General features: G+C 73.6%; 17 protein-coding genes. 11 read left to right on the forward strand and 6 right to left on the reverse strand.

Annotated elements, in window-relative coordinates; all coding sequences use genetic code 11:
- The first annotated feature begins 5 nt into the window (after positions 1 to 5).
- Positions 6 to 1,007, forward strand: a complete 1,002-nt coding sequence (locus ACIQU4_RS24835) for a DUF3068 domain-containing protein (protein WP_403734598.1) — start codon at positions 6 to 8, stop codon at positions 1,005 to 1,007.
- On the opposite strand, the gene hrpB is transcribed toward ACIQU4_RS24835, so the two are convergent.
- Together hrpB and ACIQU4_RS24845 are read right to left on the reverse strand one after the other, a co-directional pair.
- The gene (gene hrpB, locus ACIQU4_RS24840) at positions 991 to 3,639 is read right to left on the reverse strand and encodes an ATP-dependent helicase HrpB (protein WP_403734601.1); all 2,649 of its coding nucleotides are present in this window, start codon (positions 3,637 to 3,639) and stop codon (positions 991 to 993) included. The genes ACIQU4_RS24835 and hrpB overlap by 17 nt on opposite strands.
- A gap of 4 nt (positions 3,640 to 3,643) precedes the next feature.
- On the reverse strand, positions 3,644 to 4,525 hold the full coding sequence (locus tag ACIQU4_RS24845) for a class I SAM-dependent methyltransferase (RefSeq protein WP_403734604.1): 882 nt from the start codon (positions 4,523 to 4,525) through the stop codon (positions 3,644 to 3,646).
- 367 nt (positions 4,526 to 4,892) lie between these two features.
- On the opposite strand from ACIQU4_RS24845, the gene rpsA reads away from it, so the two are divergent.
- The 4 genes from rpsA (at position 4,893) to ACIQU4_RS24865 (ending at position 8,715) form a co-directional block, all read left to right on the forward strand.
- Positions 4,893 to 6,401: a 30S ribosomal protein S1 gene (gene rpsA, locus ACIQU4_RS24850; protein WP_385590844.1), complete on the forward strand. Its 1,509-nt coding sequence runs from the start codon at positions 4,893 to 4,895 to the stop codon at positions 6,399 to 6,401.
- A 167-nt stretch (positions 6,402 to 6,568) separates the two neighbouring features.
- On the forward strand, positions 6,569 to 7,507 hold the full coding sequence (locus ACIQU4_RS24855) for a PAC2 family protein (protein ID WP_385590842.1): 939 nt from the start codon (positions 6,569 to 6,571) through the stop codon (positions 7,505 to 7,507).
- Positions 7,508 to 7,623: 116 nt separating this feature from the next.
- Positions 7,624 to 8,241, forward strand: a complete 618-nt coding sequence (gene coaE / locus ACIQU4_RS24860; protein ID WP_403734607.1) for a dephospho-CoA kinase — start codon at positions 7,624 to 7,626, stop codon at positions 8,239 to 8,241.
- A 66-nt stretch (positions 8,242 to 8,307) separates the two neighbouring features.
- Entirely contained in the window at positions 8,308 to 8,715 is a 408-nt protein-coding gene (locus tag ACIQU4_RS24865; protein ID WP_403734611.1) for a tetratricopeptide repeat protein, read from the forward strand.
- A 9-nt stretch (positions 8,716 to 8,724) separates the two neighbouring features.
- On the opposite strand, the gene ACIQU4_RS24870 is transcribed toward ACIQU4_RS24865, so the two are convergent.
- Positions 8,725 to 8,985, reverse strand: a complete 261-nt coding sequence (locus ACIQU4_RS24870; protein ID WP_385590836.1) for a DUF6343 family protein — start codon at positions 8,983 to 8,985, stop codon at positions 8,725 to 8,727.
- 309 nt (positions 8,986 to 9,294) lie between these two features.
- Here ACIQU4_RS24870 and ACIQU4_RS24875 point away from each other — a divergent pair, with 309 nt between their 5' ends.
- Both ACIQU4_RS24875 and ACIQU4_RS24880 read left to right on the forward strand, forming a co-directional pair.
- Positions 9,295 to 12,168, forward strand: coding sequence for a DEAD/DEAH box helicase (locus ACIQU4_RS24875; RefSeq protein WP_403734614.1), 2,874 nt, complete (start codon positions 9,295 to 9,297; stop codon positions 12,166 to 12,168).
- A 19-nt stretch (positions 12,169 to 12,187) separates the two neighbouring features.
- The gene (locus ACIQU4_RS24880) at positions 12,188 to 13,393 is read left to right on the forward strand and encodes an SWIM zinc finger family protein (protein ID WP_403734617.1); all 1,206 of its coding nucleotides are present in this window, start codon (positions 12,188 to 12,190) and stop codon (positions 13,391 to 13,393) included.
- On the opposite strand, the gene ACIQU4_RS24885 is transcribed toward ACIQU4_RS24880, so the two are convergent.
- Complete coding sequence (locus tag ACIQU4_RS24885) at positions 13,374 to 13,922, reverse strand: hypothetical protein (protein ID WP_403734620.1); 549 nt, start codon at positions 13,920 to 13,922, stop codon at positions 13,374 to 13,376. The two genes, ACIQU4_RS24880 and ACIQU4_RS24885, sit on opposite strands and share 20 nt — an antisense overlap.
- Before the next feature lie 163 nt (positions 13,923 to 14,085).
- On the opposite strand from ACIQU4_RS24885, the gene ACIQU4_RS24890 reads away from it, so the two are divergent.
- Positions 14,086 to 14,730 carry a chaplin gene (locus ACIQU4_RS24890; RefSeq protein WP_403734622.1) on the forward strand — a complete coding sequence of 215 codons (645 nt, stop codon included), beginning with the start codon at positions 14,086 to 14,088 and terminating at the stop codon, positions 14,728 to 14,730.
- A 25-nt stretch (positions 14,731 to 14,755) separates the two neighbouring features.
- On the opposite strand, the gene ACIQU4_RS24895 is transcribed toward ACIQU4_RS24890, so the two are convergent.
- The gene (locus ACIQU4_RS24895) at positions 14,756 to 15,448 is read right to left on the reverse strand and encodes a DUF2293 domain-containing protein (RefSeq protein WP_403734625.1); all 693 of its coding nucleotides are present in this window, start codon (positions 15,446 to 15,448) and stop codon (positions 14,756 to 14,758) included.
- A 152-nt stretch (positions 15,449 to 15,600) separates the two neighbouring features.
- On the opposite strand from ACIQU4_RS24895, the gene ACIQU4_RS24900 reads away from it, so the two are divergent.
- Positions 15,601 to 15,975, forward strand: coding sequence for a cupin domain-containing protein (locus ACIQU4_RS24900; protein ID WP_403734628.1), 375 nt, complete (start codon positions 15,601 to 15,603; stop codon positions 15,973 to 15,975).
- 44 nt (positions 15,976 to 16,019) lie between these two features.
- Here ACIQU4_RS24900 and ACIQU4_RS24905 read toward each other — a convergent pair whose 3' ends face one another.
- Positions 16,020 to 17,465 (reverse strand): WGR domain-containing protein, encoded by a 1,446-nt coding sequence (locus tag ACIQU4_RS24905; protein WP_403734631.1) that lies wholly within the window; start codon positions 17,463 to 17,465, stop codon positions 16,020 to 16,022.
- Positions 17,466 to 17,556: 91 nt separating this feature from the next.
- Here ACIQU4_RS24905 and ACIQU4_RS24910 point away from each other — a divergent pair, with 91 nt between their 5' ends.
- Complete coding sequence (locus tag ACIQU4_RS24910; protein ID WP_403734634.1) at positions 17,557 to 18,210, forward strand: uridine kinase; 654 nt, start codon at positions 17,557 to 17,559, stop codon at positions 18,208 to 18,210.
- A 166-nt stretch (positions 18,211 to 18,376) separates the two neighbouring features.
- Entirely contained in the window at positions 18,377 to 19,033 is a 657-nt protein-coding gene (locus ACIQU4_RS24915; protein WP_403734636.1) for a hypothetical protein, read from the forward strand.
- The last annotated feature ends 3 nt before the right edge of the window (positions 19,034 to 19,036 follow it).

Consider the following 19,036-nt stretch of genomic DNA (forward strand, 5'->3'; position numbering starts at 1 on the left):
CGGCCTTGAGACGTACCGCCAGCCTCGTCCTGCTCGCCTTCGCCGTGTTCCTCGCCGCCCTCGCACCGCTGCTGCGCTGGTACGCGTACCCCAGGCTCGCCAAGATCCCGCCGAGCCAGTACCAGGAGATGGTGATGGAGGCGAAGGACGCGACCCTCCTCGACTACACCGCCGGCATGCAGCCCAAGAAGGTCGACAAGGTCACCATCGTCCAGACCCTGAAGGGCAACGTCGAGGCGTCGAACGAGATCGAGGCGAGCGCGGGCAAGGACGTCGTCGTCTGGGACACCCTCACGTACATCATGGGCCCGGACGGGAAGATGGTCTCCCAGATCCCCGAGCGCTACATCTTCGACGCCCACAGCCAGGACCCGGTGCACGCCACCGGCGAGATGGTCGACGGCGACCCGGTCAAACGCGAGGGCATCGAGTTCAAGTGGCCGTTCTTCACCGAGCCGCGCGACTACCTCTACTTCGACGCGCAGAGCCGCACCGCCTCGCCCATCCACTACGTCGGCCCGCGCACGTACCGCGGGATGGACGTCTACTACTACGAGCAGACCCTGCCCTGGACCAAGGTCGCCCTGCCGAAGAAGATGCCGATCGAGGGCATCGACCCGAAGACCTTCGAACAGAGCACCGGCACCAGCCTCTGGTACCAGGCCAAGGCGATGTTCTGGGTCGACCCCGTGACCGGGGCGCCCGTCAACGCCGAGCAGGTCATCGAGCAGGAGATGCGCGGCGGCATCGCGGCCGGCGCGCCCGACGGCAGGCTCACCGTCTTCGCCGGGCACGTGAAGATGCGCGAGGACTACGCCGCGTACACCGTCGATCTGGTCAAGTCGAACCGTACGAAGGTCCTCGCCCTGCACACGTACGGCCCGATCGGCCTGGCGGCCGGCGCCCTCGTCCTGCTCGGGCTGGCGCTGTGGCTGGAGGCCCGCGGCCGCCGCGGCGGGACGGAGGACGGGGAGGGGCTCACCACGAGGCTCACTGCTGTCGCCTGAGCCGGGCGTTGGTGTGCCGGGTGGGCTCGGCGGCCGCCGGATCCTCCGGCCAGGGGTGCTTGGGGTAGCGGCCGCGGAGCTCGGCGCGCACGGCGCGGTAGCCGCCCCGCCAGAAGGAGGCCAGGTCGGCGGTCACGGCGGCGGGCCGTCCGGCCGGGGACAGCAGGTGCACGAGTACGGGCACCCCGGCCACCTTCGGGGTCTCGGCCAGCCCGAACAGCTCCTGCAGCTTCACGGCGAGGACCGGCTGCCCGTGCCCGTGCTCGGCGGAGTAGTCCACCCGGATCCGGGAGCCGCTGGGCACCTCGATCCGCTCCGGGGCCAGCTCGTCGAGGCGGGCGGCCTCGCCGGTGGCCCAGGGCAGCAGCCGGTTCAGCGCCTGCCCGGCGTCGATCCGCCCGAGATCGGCGCGGCGGCGGGCCCGGGACAGCTCGGGCTCCAGCCAGTCGTCGGCGCGGTCCAGCAGGGCGTCGTCGTCCTGTACGTCGGGCCAGTCGCCGCCGAGCGTGCGGTGCAGGAAGCCGAGCCGGGCCCGGAGCATCTGCGCGTCCGGGGACCAGCGCAGCAGGCCGAGGCCCTCGCCGCGCAGGCCGTCGAGGAGGGCGGCCCGGACGAGGTCCGGGTCGGGGTTCCTCAGCGGCCGCGCAGCGAGCTCGATGGCGCCGAGCCGTTCCACGGAGCGGGCGACGAGGTCGCCGTCCTCCCAGCGGACCTCCTCGCCGGAGGCGAGCAGGTGCCGGGCCGCGGCGCGGGCGGTGTCCTCGTCGATGACGGCGGCCAGCCGGACCCGGGCGGAGGCGGAATGCGGCCCCCGGTCGGCGACCGCGACGGCCACCCACGGCGCACTGCGCAGCCCCGAGCCCTCCCCGAGCTCGGCCGCCGTCCCGGAGGCCATCAGGAACGCCCCCTCCCCCTTCGCCTTGGCGACGCGCTCCGGGAACGCGAGGGCCGCGACGAGCCCGGCGGCGTCGTCGGAAAGCGCTTCTTCCCCCACCCCGCCCCTTCCCGAAACCGGGCTCTGCCCGGACCCGGCCCTCAAACGCCGGGCGGGCTGCACAGCAGGCGCGGCCCCCGAAGGGGTCCGGGGCGAAGCCCCGGTTTCGGCGGCACCCGCGGCGCGTTCCAGCCGCTTGGCCTCCGCTCGCCAGCGCGCCGCGTAGCCGTCGCCGCCGGCGCGGGCCCGGCGCCAGGCGGCGGCGAGGTCGTCCCCGTACTCCCGCGGCGGCTCCTCGCTCAGCAGGGCGACGATCTCCGCCGCGCGGCGGGGTCCCAGCGCGGCGGAGCCGTCCAGCAGGGCGCGGGCCATGCGCGGGTGCAGTCCGAGCCGGGCCATCCGCTGCCCCCGCGCGGTGACCCGGCCCGCCGGGTCCACCGCGCCCACCGCGACCAGCACCTCCCGCGCCGCGGCCATCGCCCCGGCCGGCGGCGGGTCCAGCAGCGCCAGCCCGGACGCGTCCGGATCGCCCCAGCACGCCGCCTGGAGTGCGAACTGTGCCAGGTCCGCGATCCGGATCTCGGGGGAGGGGAACGCCGAGAGGCGGCCGTCCTCCGCTTCCGGCCAGCAGCGGTACACCGCCCCCGGCGCCTCGCGTCCGGCCCGGCCCGCCCGCTGGCGCCCGGCCGCGCGCGACGCCCGTACGGTCGCCAGCGCGCCCAGCCCCCGTGCGTGGTCCACCCGGGGTTCGCGGGCCAGTCCGGAGTCCACGACCACCCGTACGCCCGGCACGGTCAGGCTGGACTCCGCCACCGCGGTGGACAGGATCACCCGGCGGTGCGGCCGGGCGGACAGCGCCGCGTCCTGCACCGCCGCCGGGGCGCGCCCGTGGAGCTGGAGCACCTCCGCCTCCACCCCGCCCAGCTGCCCCGCGACCCGGGCGATCTCCCCGACGCCGGGCAGGAAGCACAGCACGTCGCCGGAACGTTCCGCCAGCGCCCGCCGCACCACCGAGGCCACGTGCGCCAGCTGCGCCGGGTCCACCCGCATGCCGTGCGGGGGCCGCACCGGCCGGGCCGGCGGGGCCCAGACCGTCTCCACCGGGTACGAGACCCCCGCGGCCTCCACCACCGGCGCGTGCCCCAGCAGCCGGGCCCAGCCGGCCGCGTCGGTCGTCGCGGAGGCCGCGACCAGCCGCAGCTCCGGGCGCAGGGTTTCCCGTACGTCCAGGAGGAAAGCGGCGACCGTGTCGGCGTCGAGGTGCCGCTCGTGGCACTCGTCCAGCATCACCACGTCGACCCTCCCCCCGCCTCCGGCGGGGGAACCCCCGGCGAGCTCCTGGTCCCGCTGGAGCCTCTGGAGCAGTACGCCGGTGGTCACGACCTCGACCACCGTGCCCGGTCCCGCCACCCGCTCGCCGCGCACCGTGAAGCCCACGGAGCCGCCGACCGGCTCGCCCAGCAGCCAGGCCATTCGGCGCGCCGCCGCCCGGGCCGCGATCCGCCGGGGCTCGGCGACGATCACCTTGCGGCGCGGTCCGCCCCCCACCAGCCCTGCCAGCACCAGCGGCACCAGCGTGGTCTTGCCGGTGCCGGGCGGCGCGCAGAGCACCGCCGTGCCGTGGGCGTCCAGCGCGGAGACCAGCGCGGGCAGGGCCTCGCGTACGGGAAGGGCGTCGAGGTCGGCCTGGCGGATCAAGGCGTCAGTCCCTCTCGCAGACGAAGATCGCGGTGCCCGGGATCAGGTTGCCGCGCAGCGGGGACCAGCCGCCCCACTCCTGGGTGTTCCACGCGGGCCACTCCGGCTCCACGAGGTCGACCAGGCGGAACCCGCCCGCCACCACGTCCCGGACGCGGTCGCCGAGGGTGCGGTGGTGCTCCACGTAGACGGCGCGGCCCTGCTCGTCCTGCTCGACGTACGGGGTCCGGTCGAAGTAGGAGGCGGCGATCGAGAGCCCCTCCGGGCCGGCCTCGTCGGGGAAGGCCCAGCGGATGGGGTGGGTGACGGAGAAGACCCAGCGGCCGCCGGGGCGCAGCACGCGGTGGACCTCGCGCATGACGTTGACGGGGTCGGCGACGAAGGGGACGGCTCCGTACGCGGAACAGGCCAGGTCGAAGGAGCCGTCGCGGAAGGGGAGCCGGCCGGCGTCGGCCTGGACCAGCCGGGCCATCGGCACATCGCTGCCGCCGATGCGCAGGGCGTGCTGGAGCTGGCGGTGGGAGAGGTCGAGGGCGACGGGGCGGGCGCCCTGGGCGGCCAGCCAGCGCGAGCACTGGGCGGCGCCGGCGCCGATCTCCAGGACGTCCTTGTCCTTCAGGGAGTCCGCGGGGCCGAGCAGCGCCGCGTCCGCTTCGTCGAGGCCCTCCGGCCCCCAGACGAAGCGGTCGTCGCCGAGGAAGGCCCCGTGCTCGTTCTGGTACTCGTCGGCGTTGCGGTCCCACCAGCTCCGGCTGGCCCGGCTGCTCTCCGCGTCGTCGGCCTCACGCCGGGTGGCCTCCGCGTCGTCGCCGGTGTCCTCGCCGCCGCCGTGGCCGGGGCCATCGGCTTCGTACGCTTCTTCGGGGGCGTAGTCCTCTTGGTTCATGGGGCCCGTCGTCGTAGTCTGCGGAAAGAGTCGGAAAGAGTCGTAACAAGGCAGGGAAGGGCCATCAGCGCCCGCCCGCCCACGAATTGTGCCGGTTATGCGGTGATCCGCCCGGGGTGTGCGCCTTCGCGCATTGACCCTGCCCGGCTGCCCCCGTATGCTACAAGTTGCGCTGCGAGCCTGTGCTCCTCAGACCTAGCAGGCTGCGCTTGTATCTGTTGATGACCCCTCGGTTTTCGAGGCCCGGTCCGCTTCACGGCGGAGCATGGGCTTCCTTGGCTGTCCGGCTTCTTCGGCAGATGCCGATAAGGGCTCCCGGCGTAGCAGTACCTACGACTTTCTGTCCGTAACCGGAGCCCTTACCCACATGACGAGCAGCACCGAGACCACCGCCACCACCCCGCAGGTTGCGGTCAACGACATCGGTGACGAGGAAGCATTCCTCGCCGCGATCGACGAGACGATCAAGTACTTCAACGACGGCGACATCGTCGACGGCGTCATCGTGAAGGTCGACCGGGACGAGGTCCTGCTCGACATCGGTTACAAGACCGAAGGCGTGATCCCGAGCCGTGAGCTCTCGATCAAGCACGATGTCGACCCGAACGAGGTCGTCAAGGTTGGCGACGAGATCGAGGCCCTGGTTCTCCAGAAGGAGGACAAGGAAGGCCGTCTGATCCTGTCCAAGAAGCGCGCCCAGTACGAGCGCGCCTGGGGCACGATCGAGAAGATCAAGGAAGAAGACGGCATCGTCACCGGTACCGTCATCGAGGTCGTCAAGGGTGGTCTCATCCTCGACATCGGCCTCCGCGGCTTCCTGCCGGCCTCTCTCGTCGAGATGCGTCGTGTCCGCGACCTCCAGCCCTACGTGGGCAAGGAGCTCGAGGCGAAGATCATCGAGCTGGACAAGAACCGCAACAACGTGGTCCTGTCCCGCCGCGCCTGGCTGGAGCAGACCCAGTCCGAGGTTCGCCAGACGTTCCTCACCACCCTGCAGAAGGGTCAGGTCCGCTCCGGCGTCGTTTCCTCGATCGTCAACTTCGGTGCCTTCGTGGACCTGGGTGGCGTCGACGGTCTCGTCCACGTCTCCGAGCTGTCCTGGAAGCACATCGACCACCCGTCCGAGGTTGTCGAGGTCGGCCAGGAAGTCACCGTCGAGGTCCTCGACGTGGACATGGACCGCGAGCGTGTCTCCCTGTCGCTGAAGGCGACGCAGGAGGACCCGTGGCAGCAGTTCGCCCGTACGCACCAGATCGGTCAGGTCGTCCCGGGTAAGGTCACCAAGCTGGTTCCGTTCGGTGCGTTCGTCCGCGTGGACGAGGGCATCGAGGGTCTGGTCCACATCTCCGAGCTGGCCGAGCGCCACGTGGAGATCCCGGAGCAGGTCGTCCAGGTCAACGACGAGATCTTCGTCAAGGTCATCGACATCGACCTCGAGCGTCGCCGGATCTCGCTGTCCCTGAAGCAGGCCAACGAGTCCTTCGGTGCCGACCCGGCGTCGGTCGAGTTCGACCCGACCCTGTACGGCATGGCCGCGTCTTACGACGACCAGGGCAACTACATCTACCCCGAGGGCTTCGACCCCGAGACCAACGACTGGCTCGAGGGCTTCGACACCCAGCGCGAGACGTGGGAGCGCCAGTACGCCGAGGCGCAGGTCCGCTTCGAGCAGCACCAGGCGCAGGTCATCAAGAGCCGCGAGGCCGACGAGGCCGCCGCTGCCGAGGGCGCTGCCGCCCCGGCCGCCGGTGGCAACGCCGGTGCGGGCATCTCGGGTGGTTCCTACTCCTCGGAGTCGGACGAGACCTCGGGCGCCCTGGCCTCCGACGAGGCCCTGGCCGCGCTCCGCGAGAAGCTGGCCGGCGGCCAGAGCTGATCGCAGCGCATCGCACCTCGGTGTGAGCTGTAGCTGAGCTGAACGACAAGGCCCGTCCCCTCAGGGGGGCGGGCCTTGTTGCATTCCTGTGAAAGGCGCCAACTGGGGAATGGAGCAGCCACCTTGGACGTTGTGCGCAACGTAGACGGCGAGGAGGAGTGGTGACGGTGCTTGATCCACAGGGTTTGTACGAGTGGGATGCCAAGGGCCTGGCAGTGGCGGATCTGGCGCTTGCCCAGGACTCGGCCGGGCTGGTCATGCTCTACCACTTCGAGGGGTACATCGACGCGGGTGAGGCCGGGGAGCAGATCGTGGAGCGGCTGCTCGACACGCTGCCCCACCAGGTCGTGGCCCGGTTCGACGCGGACCGCCTGGTCGACTACCGCGCCCGGCGCCCGCTGCTGACGTTCCAGCGCGACCACTGGGCCGAGTTCGAGGAGCCGCGCCTTGAGGTGCGCCTCGTCCAGGACGCCACGGGCGCCCCGTTCCTGCTGCTCTCCGGCCCCGAGCCGGACGTAGAGTGGGAGCGCTTCGCCGTCGCCGTCCGGCAGATCGTCGAGCGCCTCGGCGTCCGGCTCTCGGTCAACTTCCACGGCATCCCCATGGGCGTCCCGCACACCCGGCCCGTCGGGATCACCCCGCACGGCAACCGGACCGACCTCATGCCGGGCCACCGCAGCCCGTTCGACGAGGCGCAGGTGCCGGGCAGCGCGGAGTCCCTCGTGGAGTTCCGCCTCGGCCAGGCCGGGCACGACGTGCTGGGCGTCGCCGCGCACGTACCGCACTACGTGGCGCGTTCCGCGTACCCGGACGCCGCGCTGACGGCGCTGGAGGCGATCACGGCGGCGACCGGGCTGGTCCTGCCGGCAGTGGCGCACGCGCTGCGCACGGAGGCGCACCGGACGCAGACGGAGATCGACCGGCAGATCCGCGAGGGCGACGAGGAGCTGGTCGCCCTGGTCCAGGGGCTGGAGCACCAGTACGACGCGGCGGCCGGCGCCGAGACGCGGGGCAACATGATCGCGGAGCCGCAGGAGATCCCGTCGGCGGACGAGATCGGCCGCGAGTTCGAGCGGTTCCTGGCGGAGCGTGAGGGCGAGGGCTGACGGGCTGACGGCGCTGACTGCGCTGACGGGTCCCCTGGGCGCCTGGGCGCCTGGTCACCGGGTCGGGAAGCAGGGGGCTGTACGGGGGCCGGGGCGCGGGGTCTAGTCTGCTGGGCATGTTGAAGGTTGGCCTGACAGGCGGAATCGGTGCCGGCAAGAGCGAGGTCTCGCGGCTGCTGGCGGGGTACGGGGCGGTCGTCGTGGACGCCGACCGCATCGCGCGGGAGGTCGTGGAGCCGGGTACGCCGGGGCTCGCGGCCGTCGTGGCGGCTTTCGGGGAGTCCGTGCTGACCGGTGAGGGGACGCTGGACCGGCCGAAGCTGGGCTCGATCGTGTTCGCCGACCCGGCGAAGCTGCAGACCCTCAATGCGATCGTGCACCCGCTGGTCGGGGCCCGGTCGGCCGAGCTGGAGGCCGCTGCCGGGCCCGACGCGATCGTGGTGCACGACGTACCGCTGCTCGCGGAGAACGCTCTGGCGCCGCTGTACGACCTGGTGGTCGTGGTGGACGCGGCCCCCGGGACGCAGCTGGCCCGGCTGACCGCGCTGCGCGGGATGGCCGAGGAGGAGGCGCGGGCCCGGATGGCCGCGCAGGCCACGCGGGAGCAGCGGCTGGCCGTGGCCACGCTCGTGATCGACAACGACGGGCCGCTGGAGGCGCTGGAGCCGCAGGTGCGCAAGGTGTGGGCGGAGCTCAGGGAGCGGGAGGCGGCGGCCGGCGCTGCCGGTGCCTGACGTGCGCATGGAATAGCAGGCGGGGCGCGGGGCGTTGAACGCGCCCGCAGAGGGAAGGAACAGACCGTGTCCGACACCACGCCGCCGTCCATACCGGCGCAGCCGCCTTCGCCGTCCGGCTCATCGCCCGAGACGCACGTCATCGACTACCGGGCCGCCGAGCAGCTGCTGGCCGCGCGCGACCCGCGGGGCGCCGTCAAGCTGCTCGACTCGGTCATCGCCGCGCACCCGGAGAACACGGCGGCCCGGCTGCTGCGGGCCCGCGCGTTCTTCGCCGCCGCCCAACTGCGTCCGGCGGCGCTGGAGTTCGAGCTGGTGCTGGAGCGGGAGCCGGACAACGCGTTCGCGCACTTCGCCCTGGCCCGTACCCACGAGCGCTCCGGGCGTCCCCAGCAGGCGCGCAAGCACTTCCGCCTGGCGGCCGCCCTGGACCCCCGGCCCGACTACCTGGCGGCGGCCCGCTTCGAGGAGTAGCGGGCCGCGTCAGCGCTGGTGCGGGGGCTCGTACGGGGGCACGTCCGGGCCCGGCTGGTAGTGCGGGCCCTGGTGGATGTGGTGGAGGACCACGCCCAGGTCGACGAGCGCGAGTACCGCGACCACCCCGCAGGCGGCCGCCCACCCGGGACGGCCGACCAGGGAGAACGCGGCGGTCCCGGCGGCGGCCCAGACGAACCCCCACAGACTCAGCCAGAACCGCAGCCGCAGCGGACTGCGGGCGGTCACCGGCTCGTTTCCGGAACGCATGAGCATCGCCTCAGCACCATGGTATGTCAGCTGATGTCATCGCATGTCATGGATTGAGGCGGTTCACGGCGATCGTGGTCGTCCGCCTGAAGGCGGGTAGCGCGGTGCTGTGAGCCGTCCCCACCCCGTGCCACCGCAAAACGCCCTCCGCGCGCAGCGGGTCGGGAGCCGGCATGTGCCCAGCTCAGCGGCGTTGTCAGTGCCCGCACCTAGACTCGACGGCAGACGGGATCCGTCTGATGTGGCCAGACCTGTGACCACAGCTGTGACCACGCCTGTGAGCACACCGAGGGGAGAGGAGGCGACACCGTGACACCGCAGCCGCACCAGCCCGCGCAGGCCGCCGGCCTCCTGCGCCACGCCGCCGTCTTCCTCCCCGCCGCCGTCCCCCGCGAGGCCCGCATCGCCTTCTGGGCCCCCGACGGGGACGTACTCCCCGAGCTCCCGGCCGGGACCCCGGGCCCGCTCGCCGTCGTGCGCCCCCACGGCCAGGGGATCCGCACCCGTACCGTGCCCTCCCTCACCCTCTCCGTCACCGACGCCCTCCCCCTCCTCGCCCGCGCCCCCCGCAGCCCCGCCACGCACCCCGCCACCCGCGCCTGGGGTACCGCCGCCCTCCACGCCCTCGCGCTCGCCGCCCGCGGCCGCCTCCTCCCCGGCGTCACCCCCGACGGGGTCGACGCCTGGCGGGCCGGCCCGCTCGACGCCGAGGACGTGGGCCACCTCCGCGCGGTGGCCGCCGCCCTCCCGTACGAGGGGTACGCCACCCCCCTGACCGGCCGCCGCCCCCTCCAGCTGCCCGAACCGGAGGCGCTGGTCCGGGCGTTCCTCGATGCCGTCGCCGACAGCCTGCCGCGCACCCCGGCCGCGCCGCTGGCCGCCGGACGGCCCTTCGCCGCGCAGGAGCCGCAGCGGGTGTCCGGGATACAGGACTGGGCCGCGCAGGTCTCGGCCGGCGCCGATGCCGGCGTGGGGATCTCGCTGCGGCTCGACCTGTCCTCGTTCCGCCTCTTCGACCCGGCGCAGGACACGGAGGGCACGGGAGGAGCGGAGGGCGCGGAGACCGCGGAGACCCGCCGCGCCGGCGCCGCCGTCGTGCAGGTGCACAGCCTCGCCGATCCCACGCTCGTCACCGACGCCGGACTGCTGTGGGCCGGTGCGGCCGCCGCCGGGTTCGGGCCGCGCGCCCGGATCGACGCCGTACTGGCGCTGCGCCGGGCCGCCCGGGTGTGGCCGCCGCTGCTGCGGCTGCTGGACCAGCCGGTCCCCGATGTCCTCGCCCTCTCCGACCCGGAGCTCGAAGACCTCCTCGGCAGGGCCGCGATCCGGCTGGCGGACGCCGGGGTCCTGGTCCACTGGCCGCGCGAGCTGGCTCGTACGCTGTCCGCGACCGCGGTCGTACGGTCCACCGCGCCCGGCTCCGCCACCGACGGGACCGCCTTCTTCGACGCGGACCACCTCTTCGCCTTCTCCTGGGAGCTCGCGCTGGGCGGCGACCGGCTCACCCCGGGGGAGATGGACGCGCTGGCGCAGGCGCACCGGCCCGTGGTGCGGCTGCGGGACCAGTGGGTGCGGGTCGATCCCGAGCTGGTGCGCAAGGCGCGCAAGCGGGAGCTGGGCCTGCTGGACCCGGTGGATGCGCTGGCCGCCGTACTGACGGGGACGGCTGAGGTGGACGGGGAGCCGGTGGCGGCGGTTCCGGTGGGCGCGCTGGCCGCTCTGCGGAAGCGGCTGACCGGCGAGCTGGCCCCGCTGCCGCAGCCCGTCGGGCTGAAGGCCACCCTGCGCGACTACCAGGCCCGCGGCCTGGCGTGGCTGGACCTCATGACCTCGCTCGGCCTCGGCGGCTGCCTCGCCGACGACATGGGCCTGGGCAAGACGGTCACGCTGATCGCGCTGCACCTGCACCGGGACCGCCCCGAGCCGACGCTCGTCGTCTGCCCGGCGTCGCTGCTGGGCAACTGGCAGCGGGAGATCGAGAAGTTCGCGCCCGGGGTCGCCGTGCGCCGTTTCCACGGCGGCAGCCGCAGCCTCGACGGGCTGGCCGGCGGATTCGTCCTCACCACGTACGGGACCATGCGCGCGAGCGCGGCCCGGCTGGCCGAGCAGCCCTGGGGCATGGTCGTCGCCGACGAGGCGCAGCACGTGAAGAACCCGCATTCGGCGACCGCGAAGGCGCTGCGCACGATCCCGGCGCCGGCCCGGGTGGCGCTGACCGGCACCCCGGTCGAGAACAACCTCTCCGAGCTGTGGGCGCTGCTCGACTGGACCACGCCCGGGCTGCTGGGCCCGCTGACGGCGTTCCGGGCCCGGCACGCCCGCCCGGTGGAGCACCAGCAGGAGGAGGACGGGGGCAACGAGGCGGCGGTGGCCCGGCTGGCCGCGCTCGTACGGCCGTTCCTGCTGCGGCGCAAGAAGTCCGACCCGGGGATCGCCCCCGAGCTGCCGCCGAAGACGGAGACCGACCATCCGGTCTCCCTCACGCGCGAGCAGGCCTCGCTCTACCAGGCCGCGGTGGAGGAGTCGATGGCCGTGATCGGGGCGAGCGAGGGCATCGAGCGGCGCGGCATGATCATGAAGCTGCTGGCCTCGCTCAAGCAGATCTGCAACCACCCCGCGCAGTACCTGAAGGAGGATCCGCCCAGGATCCCGCACCGCTCGGGCAAGCTGGCCCTGCTGGACGAGCTGCTGGACACGATCCTCGCGGAGGACGGCTCGGTGCTGGTCTTCACCCAGTACGTGACGATGGCCCGGATCATCGAGCGGCATCTGGCGGCCCGGGGGATCTCCCACCAGCTCCTGCACGGCGGGACGCCGGTGGCGCGCCGCGAGGAGCTCGTGGACCGCTTCCAGTCCGGCGAAGTCCCGGTCTTCCTGCTCTCGTTGAAGGCGGCGGGCACCGGGCTGAACCTCACGCGGGCCGGCCATGTGATCCACTTCGACCGCTGGTGGAACCCGGCGGTGGAGGAGCAGGCCACCGACCGCGCGTACCGGATCGGCCAGACGCAGCCCGTCCAGGTCCACCGGATCATCGCCGAGGGCACCGTGGAGGACCGGATCGCCGAGATGCTGGAGGCCAAGCGGGCCTTGGCCGATGCCGTGCTCGGCTCGGGGGAGTCGGCGCTCACGGAGCTGACCGACCGCGAGCTGGCCGACCTCGTCTCCCTGCGGAGGCCCGCATGACCAGGGTGAGGAGGCCGGAATGATCACCGCACGGGACGACCGCCGGCGCACCTTCGAGACCGTGCCCGCCGGGGCGGAGGCCGTCAGCTGGTGGGGCCGGGCCTGGGTGTCCGCGCTCGAAGAGGCGTCCGGCGACCCGGCCCGCCTGGCCCGGGGCCATGCGTACGCGGCCGAGGGGCATGTCGACGCGGTCACGGTCACCCCGGGCCGGATCGTGGCCTACGTACGGGGCAGCCGGGCCCGCCCGTACCGCACCGAACTGGCCCTGAGCCCCTTCCCGGACGCCGAGTGGAGCGAGCTCCTGGAGACGGTGGCCGCAGACCCCACGGCCCTCGCGAGCCTGCTGGAGCGGGAGGTTCCGCAGTCCCTGGCGGGGACGGTCCTGCCCGGCGCGGGTGAGCTCGCTGCGCGCTGCTCCTGCCCGGACACCGCTCGTCCGCCCTGCAAGCACGCCGCGGCCCTCTGTTACCGGGCGGCCCGCCTCCTCGACGAGGACCCGTTCGTCCTGCTGCTCCTGCGCGGCCGGGGCGAGCGGGAGCTCCTCGACGAGCTGACCCGCCGCAATGCGGCCCACGCCGCCCGCGAACGGCCCGACGCCGCACCGGACTTCCCCGGGGTCCCGGCCCGCGCCGCGCTGGTCCGCGCCGGCCTGCCGCCGCTGCCGGCCCCGCTGCCCGCGCCCGCAGCGGTGGGGCTCCCGCCCGCGTACCCGGCGGACCCGGCGGCCCCCGACCCGCTGGCCCTGGACCAGCTCGCCACGGACGCCGCCGCCCGCGCCTTCGCCCTGCTCACCACCGCCGAGGACCCGATCGCCGGGCTCACGCTCTGGCAGGACGCCGTCCGCCTGGCCTCCGCGCACCACACGGCCGGCCTCACCGGCGCGGCCCGCACCCTCTACCGGGACCTGGCCCGAGCCACCGGCCGCACCACCACCGACCTGGCCCGCGCCGCCGCGGCCTGGCGCCAGGGCGGCCGGCCCGCGCTCGCCGCCCTCGAAGAGCCCTGGGACCCCCCGGCCGGCCCCTTCGACCGGGCCCGCCCGGCCCTCCTCGCCGCCTCCCGCGGTGCCTTCCGCCCCGAGCGCAACCGCCTCACCGCGCGCACCCGCCAGCTCCGCCTGGGCCGCGACGGCCTCTGGTACGCCTACGAGTCCCGCCCGGACACCGAGGACTGGTGGCCCACGGGCACCCCCTCCCCGGACCCCCTCACCGCCCTGCGCCCCTGACCTCCGCCGCCCAGCGCGTCAACATGGTGAAGTCGCGGTCGCGCAGGCCGTGGCGGGCGTGGATGGTGAGGAGGAGGGCCGGGGCCGGGTGGTGGGCCGCGATCCAGTCGCGGTCCTGCGGGGTGATCATGTCGTCGACCCAGGCGAAGGGACGGCCCGCCGCCCAGTCGAGGAGCGGGCGGGTCTTCCAGAAGAGGCCGTCGGGGTCGTCGGCGAAGAGTTCCGGCCATTCGATGACGGGAAGATCGCCCGGCAGTCCGATGCGTGGGGCGATCATCGTGTTGGCCTGGTGCATCCAGGCCGTGGCCCACGTGAGTTCGAACGGCAGGGCCTGCAGACGGGCCCCGTGCGCGGGGTGCAGGCGGACCCGCAGCCCGCGCCGGGCGCTGCGGGACCCGGGGTCCCGGTGGGACATCCAGTCCGCCGGACTCATCCGGTGACTCGTGTACCCGCGGAGCCCGGCGAGGCGGGACCGGAACGGGTTGAGGGGGCCGTCCACGTCGAGGAGCAGGAGCGGGCGTTCAGTCATGAAGTAGGCATTACCCAGTACACGATGGAGTGAAATACCTACCGGCTCTATAACCCGAACGGGTTTGCCGCGTTGTTTCCGGTGCGGGTGCAGCGCCCGTGAACTCCTCCGGAAGGCAGGGAAACTGATGCGTCACAGTCGTCGGAATGGCTTGATCGCGGCGGTGGTTGCGGGAGGTGGACTGGCGGTCGCGGGTGTCAGCGGATTCGCCTACGCCGATGCGGACGCGGGCGGGAAGGCCGAGGGTTCGCCGGGGCTGCTGTCCGGGAATCTGGTGCAGCTGCCGGTGCACACCCCGGTGAACGTGTGCGGCGACACCGTGAGCGTCGTCGGCCTGCTCAACTCGGCCGCGGGCAACCGCTGTGCCAACACGGGGGGCGGTGGCGACGGGCGTCCAGGGTCGGGGCCCTCGCACCCTTCGAAACCCGGGACCGCGGCCGGTACGGGGTCCCACACGGGCGGGGGAGCCCACGCCGACGGGCGAGGAAAGGATTCGCCTGGACTGCTGTCCGGCAACGGGATCCAGCTTCCGGTCGATGTCCCGGTCAACATCAGCGGCAACTCGGTGAGCGTCGTCGGGGTCGGCAACGGCTCCACCGGCAACACCTCCGTCAACGGCGACGAGCCCAGCGGCGGCAAGCCGCCGCAGCAGCCCGTCGTCGCGCGGCCCGTCACCCCGCCCGCGCCGCCGCAGCACGGCCCGGCGCTCGCCCACACCGGAGCCGACGGAGTCGGCTACCTGCTGCCCGGCGGCGGAGCGCTGCTGCTGGGCGGGGTGCTGCTCTACCGCCGCTTCCGCCTCGGCTAGAGCCGGAGGGCGTCCGGCCGCGGGACTACGCCTCTCCGGCCGAAGCCAGCCGCGGCGACGGCGGCGACGGGGGCGTGCGCCAGGCGTCCAGGATCGCGTCGATCCGGGGTGCCAGCCGGGCCCGGGCCGCGAACCGCGGGACGCCCGCCATCAGCAGGGCGTCGTACTCGGTGTCGATGTGCCGCACCGCCGCCCGGACCGCCACCGACACCGCCTGCTCGTCGAGGGCCCGGCCGGCCGCCGTACGGCCCACCCGGCCGCTCCCGCGCAGCGAGGCATGGGTGGCCATCGCCACCGCCCGGTCGGCCGGGCACCCCGGGAACAGCCGCACGATCTCGGCGGCGAAGGCCGCCGTGAACCGGATGTCCTGGGCGGCGCGGCGCAGCCGGTCGCGCTCCCGGCGGCGGGCCCGCGCCTCGGCGTCCGCGAGGCAGGCGCGCTCGGCGCGGGCCAGGGCGGGCTCCTCGACCAGAAGCCCCTGGCGCTCGTAGCGGCGACGCCGCTTGTTGAAGCGGACGACGACGGCCGAGAGTGAACTCGCCTCGCGGGCCCGCCGGGTGAGGGCGGCATCCCCGCGCGGCAGGTGGACCAGGTGCCCGAGGTCGGCGCAGTCCAGGCAGCGGGGCACGCCGGCCTCGCGGACGAGATGCCGGAGCGGCCCCTGGCGGCACTCCGCGCAGTGGATCTGCTTCAGCGACTCGAACACCACGAGGCTCATGACGATGTGATACCGCTGTCCGGTCCGCTTATCACCTTGCCGAAAATGACGGTTGAGGTTTCGCCACCTTTTCCGGTTGTCCGGATGTCCCTCTACCGTGGGGCGTTGGGGCTGCGGTAAGGCCGTGATGCCCATGGGGGAGGAGCACGTACATGGGTGGATGGCAGCCGACGGCGCGGCTCATACGAGCCGTGGAAGGCGGTGCGGAGGACCTCGCGGGCCGGGAGGTCGTCATAGAGCCCGGCGGCTGCACCGGCTGGCACTTCCACCGCGTTCCGCTGATCGCGCTCGTCAAGTCCGGGACGCTGACCCGGATCCTGCACGACAACTCGGTCGTCGTGCACCGCCCCGGCACCAGCTTCGTCGAACCGCCCGGCGCCGAGTACCTCCACTTGGGCCGCAACCTGGGCACCGTACCGGTCGTGCTGTACGTGACCTGCACGCTCGCCGAGGACGAGGCCTTCTCCATACCCGCGGACGCCCCGCCCGGCGCCGAACCGTGCACCTGCCCGGGCCGCCTTCCGTGACCCGGGCCGCCTTCCGTGACCCGGCCCGCCGGGGACCCTCCCGCTCAGACCAGGCGGCGTATCTCCCCGCGCACCCGGTAGAACCCACCCGAGGCCGCGTGCAGCCCGTCGACCACGTACCGGGCACCCGGCTCCCGGATCCCGCGCGGGAACTGCACGTTCCACGAGGGCTCGAAGCCGCCCGACACCACCTGCACGCGCATCCGGCCGCCCTGCTGCACGCACTCCACCACCACACCGCCCGCCGGGGCCGCCGCCACCGAGACGGTCGCGACCGCCGAGGCGGAGGCCGCCGGGGTGAACACGGGCAGCGCGGCAGCCGACTTCACATCCACGGCCGTCGGGACCGAGCCCCGCTGGGCCGCGAGGATCGCCGCCTCGCTCGCGTCCATGCAGATCAGGGACCCGTCCGTGGTGACCAGGTACAGCCGCTCGTCCAGATACTGCATGGACAGGGCCGAACCACCGCCGGTGCCCAGCTTCCACAGCCGCTGCCCGTCGGCGTCGAAGCAGTACACCGAGGAGGCGTAGTCGGCGGCGAACACATGCCGGCCGTCCGGCGAGGTCGCGCACGCGTACACGGCGGCATCGCACCGGTACGAGGCCTCCACGGCGCCCGTCGCCTTCGCCAGCCGCTGCACGGTGTGGCGCCCGGTCGCGGCATAGACCGTCCGGTCCTCCTGCCAGCCGAACAGCACCGAGCCGTTGGTCGGCGTGTGCCACAACTGCGCCCCGCCGTCGGCCGCGTACGCCGTCACACCGCTGCTGTGCCCGTGGTAGACCGACCGCTCATCCGCCCGGACCATCCACGCGTTCGAGCCCGGCGACCGCCGCGACCACTGGAACTCGTCCTCGTGGTCGATGACCGTCAGCCCGCCGCTGCGGTCGGACACGCTCAGCACACCCTCGTGGATGTCGAGCCAGAAGATGTCCACGTCCGCCGCGATGTCGTAGGCCCCGAACGGCACCTTCGACGACAGGTCGTACACCGTGCCGTCGTCACAGCCCGCGTATATCCAGAACTCGTCCGCCACCAGGCATTTCACACCGTCCGGCAGCGAGTACCGGGCCAGCACCTCGCCCCCGTGGCTCAGCGTGTAGACGTCCCCCGCCTGGTTCCCCACCCAGCAGCGGTCCTCGTCCACATGGATCCCGAACGCCGAGGAGCCCGTACGGAACCGCCACAGCACCGGGGCCACCGCACGTGCCGTCGACGGCGCCGACGTGACCTGCCGGCGCGACACCGCCCGGGCCGCGCGCGCTCCCGCCACCGCCGGCGCGTACCCCTTGCGGACCTTCTCCCCGATCTTCTTGGCGGCCGCGGCCCGGGCCCTCTCGACGGTCGGGAACGAGGAGCTCTGCAACTGGCCGTCCGCGCCGATGCGCCCGTACCGCACCGAGACGGCCGTGCCGTCCACGGTCACCTCGTAGAACTTGTGCGCGCCGCCGCCATCCTGCGACAGCTCCAGATACGTCGTCTCGCGAGCCATGACAGACCCCTCCCCAAGGCCGGGCCAACGGCTCTTTCCCGCCGGTGATCCCTCGTGAAAAACGCTACGGCCCACCACTGACAATGGGCCTGTGCAGCTGGAAGCGATCACATGGCAGCGGATGGCCGAGCGGCTCGCCGGCCACCTCGACGAACACGAGTCACCGGCAGGGCAGGGGACGTGGCAGCGGGTCGGCGTCGACGGCGCGCCCGCCGCCGGCACCGGCGTACTCGCCGACCACCTCGCCGACGCGCTGCGCCTGCGCGGCCGCCCGGTCCTGGTGGTCCCGGCCGGGGGATTCCTGCGCCCGGCCTCCCTCCGCTTCGAGTTCGGCCGCGAGGACGTGGACTCCTACCTCGGCGGCTGGTACGACACCGCCGCCCTGTGGCGCGAGGTGTTCGGCCCGACCGACCCCGGAGGCACCGGCCGCGTGCTGCCCGACCTCTGGGACCCGGCGACCGACCGGGCGACCCGCAGCCCGTACGCCGAACTCCCGCCGGGCGGCGTCGTGATCGTGCACGGCCCGCTGCTGCTGGGCCACTGGTTCCCCTTCGACCTCAGCGTGCACATCCACCTCTCCCCGGGGGCGCTGGCCCGCCGCACCGATGAGTCCGCCCGCTGGACCCTGCCCGCGTTCGCCCGTTACGAGGCGGAGACCGATCCCGCGGCCCGGGCCGACGCGGTGGTCCGGGCCGACGACCCCCGACACCCGGCCTGGACCGGTCTCACCGGCCCCACCGGCTGACCTCCGCGCCCCCGTCCCGTCACGGACGTCCGGGATCCGCAACAACGCCATCGCGGGCGGGTGACGATCGAGATCCGGCCATCGCCCCCGGCCGCAGCCGCGCACTACGTTGACGCCACGCTTCGACGGCGGCCACCCGGTGGCGCCTTGGCAGAGGGAGACGGCAATGGGCGGACGTGGTACGGCGGTTCAGGGTCCGAGACGGCTGCGGCGGCACGCGGCCGCCGCGCTGCTGCTCTGCGGAGCCCTGACCCTCACGGCCTGCAACGGCGACGGCAACGGCAACGCCAACGGTGGTGACGCCGGCGCCGCCGGTACGAGCCCCGGCGCGAGCCCGGCCGGCCCGTCGGCCACGGCCTCCTCCTCCACCACGCCCGGCGGAGCGGCACCGTCCGCCTCCCCGGCGTCCTCGAAGAAGCCGGCCCCCGCCACGACCCCTCCGGCCAAGCCGAAGCCGCCCGCACCCGGGCCCGCCTGCGCATCCAAGGACGCAGTGTCGCCGGACGAGATCGCCGTCCACCGCTACACCCCCGAGGGCGGCCAATACAGCCTGATCGTCAGGCACGGCCACTGGGGCTGCCCCGTCGCGGGCGGTGCCACCCCCTTCGTGACCGTCGGCGAGGAGACCTACATCCCGATCGCCGAGGACGCCAAGATCGGCGCCCACGCCCCGATCCTCTCCGGCTCCGTGAACAAGCCGATCACCACGCACGAGCTCACCTCGTGGCTGGAAACCCACCCGAACAAGGGGCTGGTGTTCCACTACAACGTGAACAAGGCGGGCGTGATCGACACCCTCGGCCAGGAGGAGTACACCTCGTAGCCC

It is taken from the genome of Streptomyces sp. NPDC090741, assembly GCF_044769045.1.
Classification (GTDB): Bacteria; Actinomycetota; Actinomycetes; order Streptomycetales; family Streptomycetaceae; genus Streptomyces.

Coding starts and splice junctions, on each gene's coding strand:
- ACIQU4_RS24905 (WP_403734631.1), bottom strand. CDS start 17,465: ATGGCTCGCGAGACGACGTATCTGGAGCTGTCGCAGGATGGCGGCGGC.
- ACIQU4_RS24895 (WP_403734625.1), bottom strand. CDS start 15,448: ATGAGCCTCGTGGTGTTCGAGTCGCTGAAGCAGATCCACTGCGCGGAG.
- coaE (WP_403734607.1), top strand. CDS start 7,624: ATGTTGAAGGTTGGCCTGACAGGCGGAATCGGTGCCGGCAAGAGCGAG.
- ACIQU4_RS24845 (WP_403734604.1), bottom strand. CDS start 4,525: ATGAACCAAGAGGACTACGCCCCCGAAGAAGCGTACGAAGCCGATGGC.
- ACIQU4_RS24915 (WP_403734636.1), top strand. CDS start 18,377: ATGGGCGGACGTGGTACGGCGGTTCAGGGTCCGAGACGGCTGCGGCGG.
- rpsA (WP_385590844.1), top strand. CDS start 4,893: ATGACGAGCAGCACCGAGACCACCGCCACCACCCCGCAGGTTGCGGTC.
- ACIQU4_RS24870 (WP_385590836.1), bottom strand. CDS start 8,985: ATGCGTTCCGGAAACGAGCCGGTGACCGCCCGCAGTCCGCTGCGGCTG.
- ACIQU4_RS24885 (WP_403734620.1), bottom strand. CDS start 13,922: ATGACTGAACGCCCGCTCCTGCTCCTCGACGTGGACGGCCCCCTCAAC.
- ACIQU4_RS24880 (WP_403734617.1), top strand. CDS start 12,188: ATGATCACCGCACGGGACGACCGCCGGCGCACCTTCGAGACCGTGCCC.
- ACIQU4_RS24900 (WP_403734628.1), top strand. CDS start 15,601: ATGGGTGGATGGCAGCCGACGGCGCGGCTCATACGAGCCGTGGAAGGC.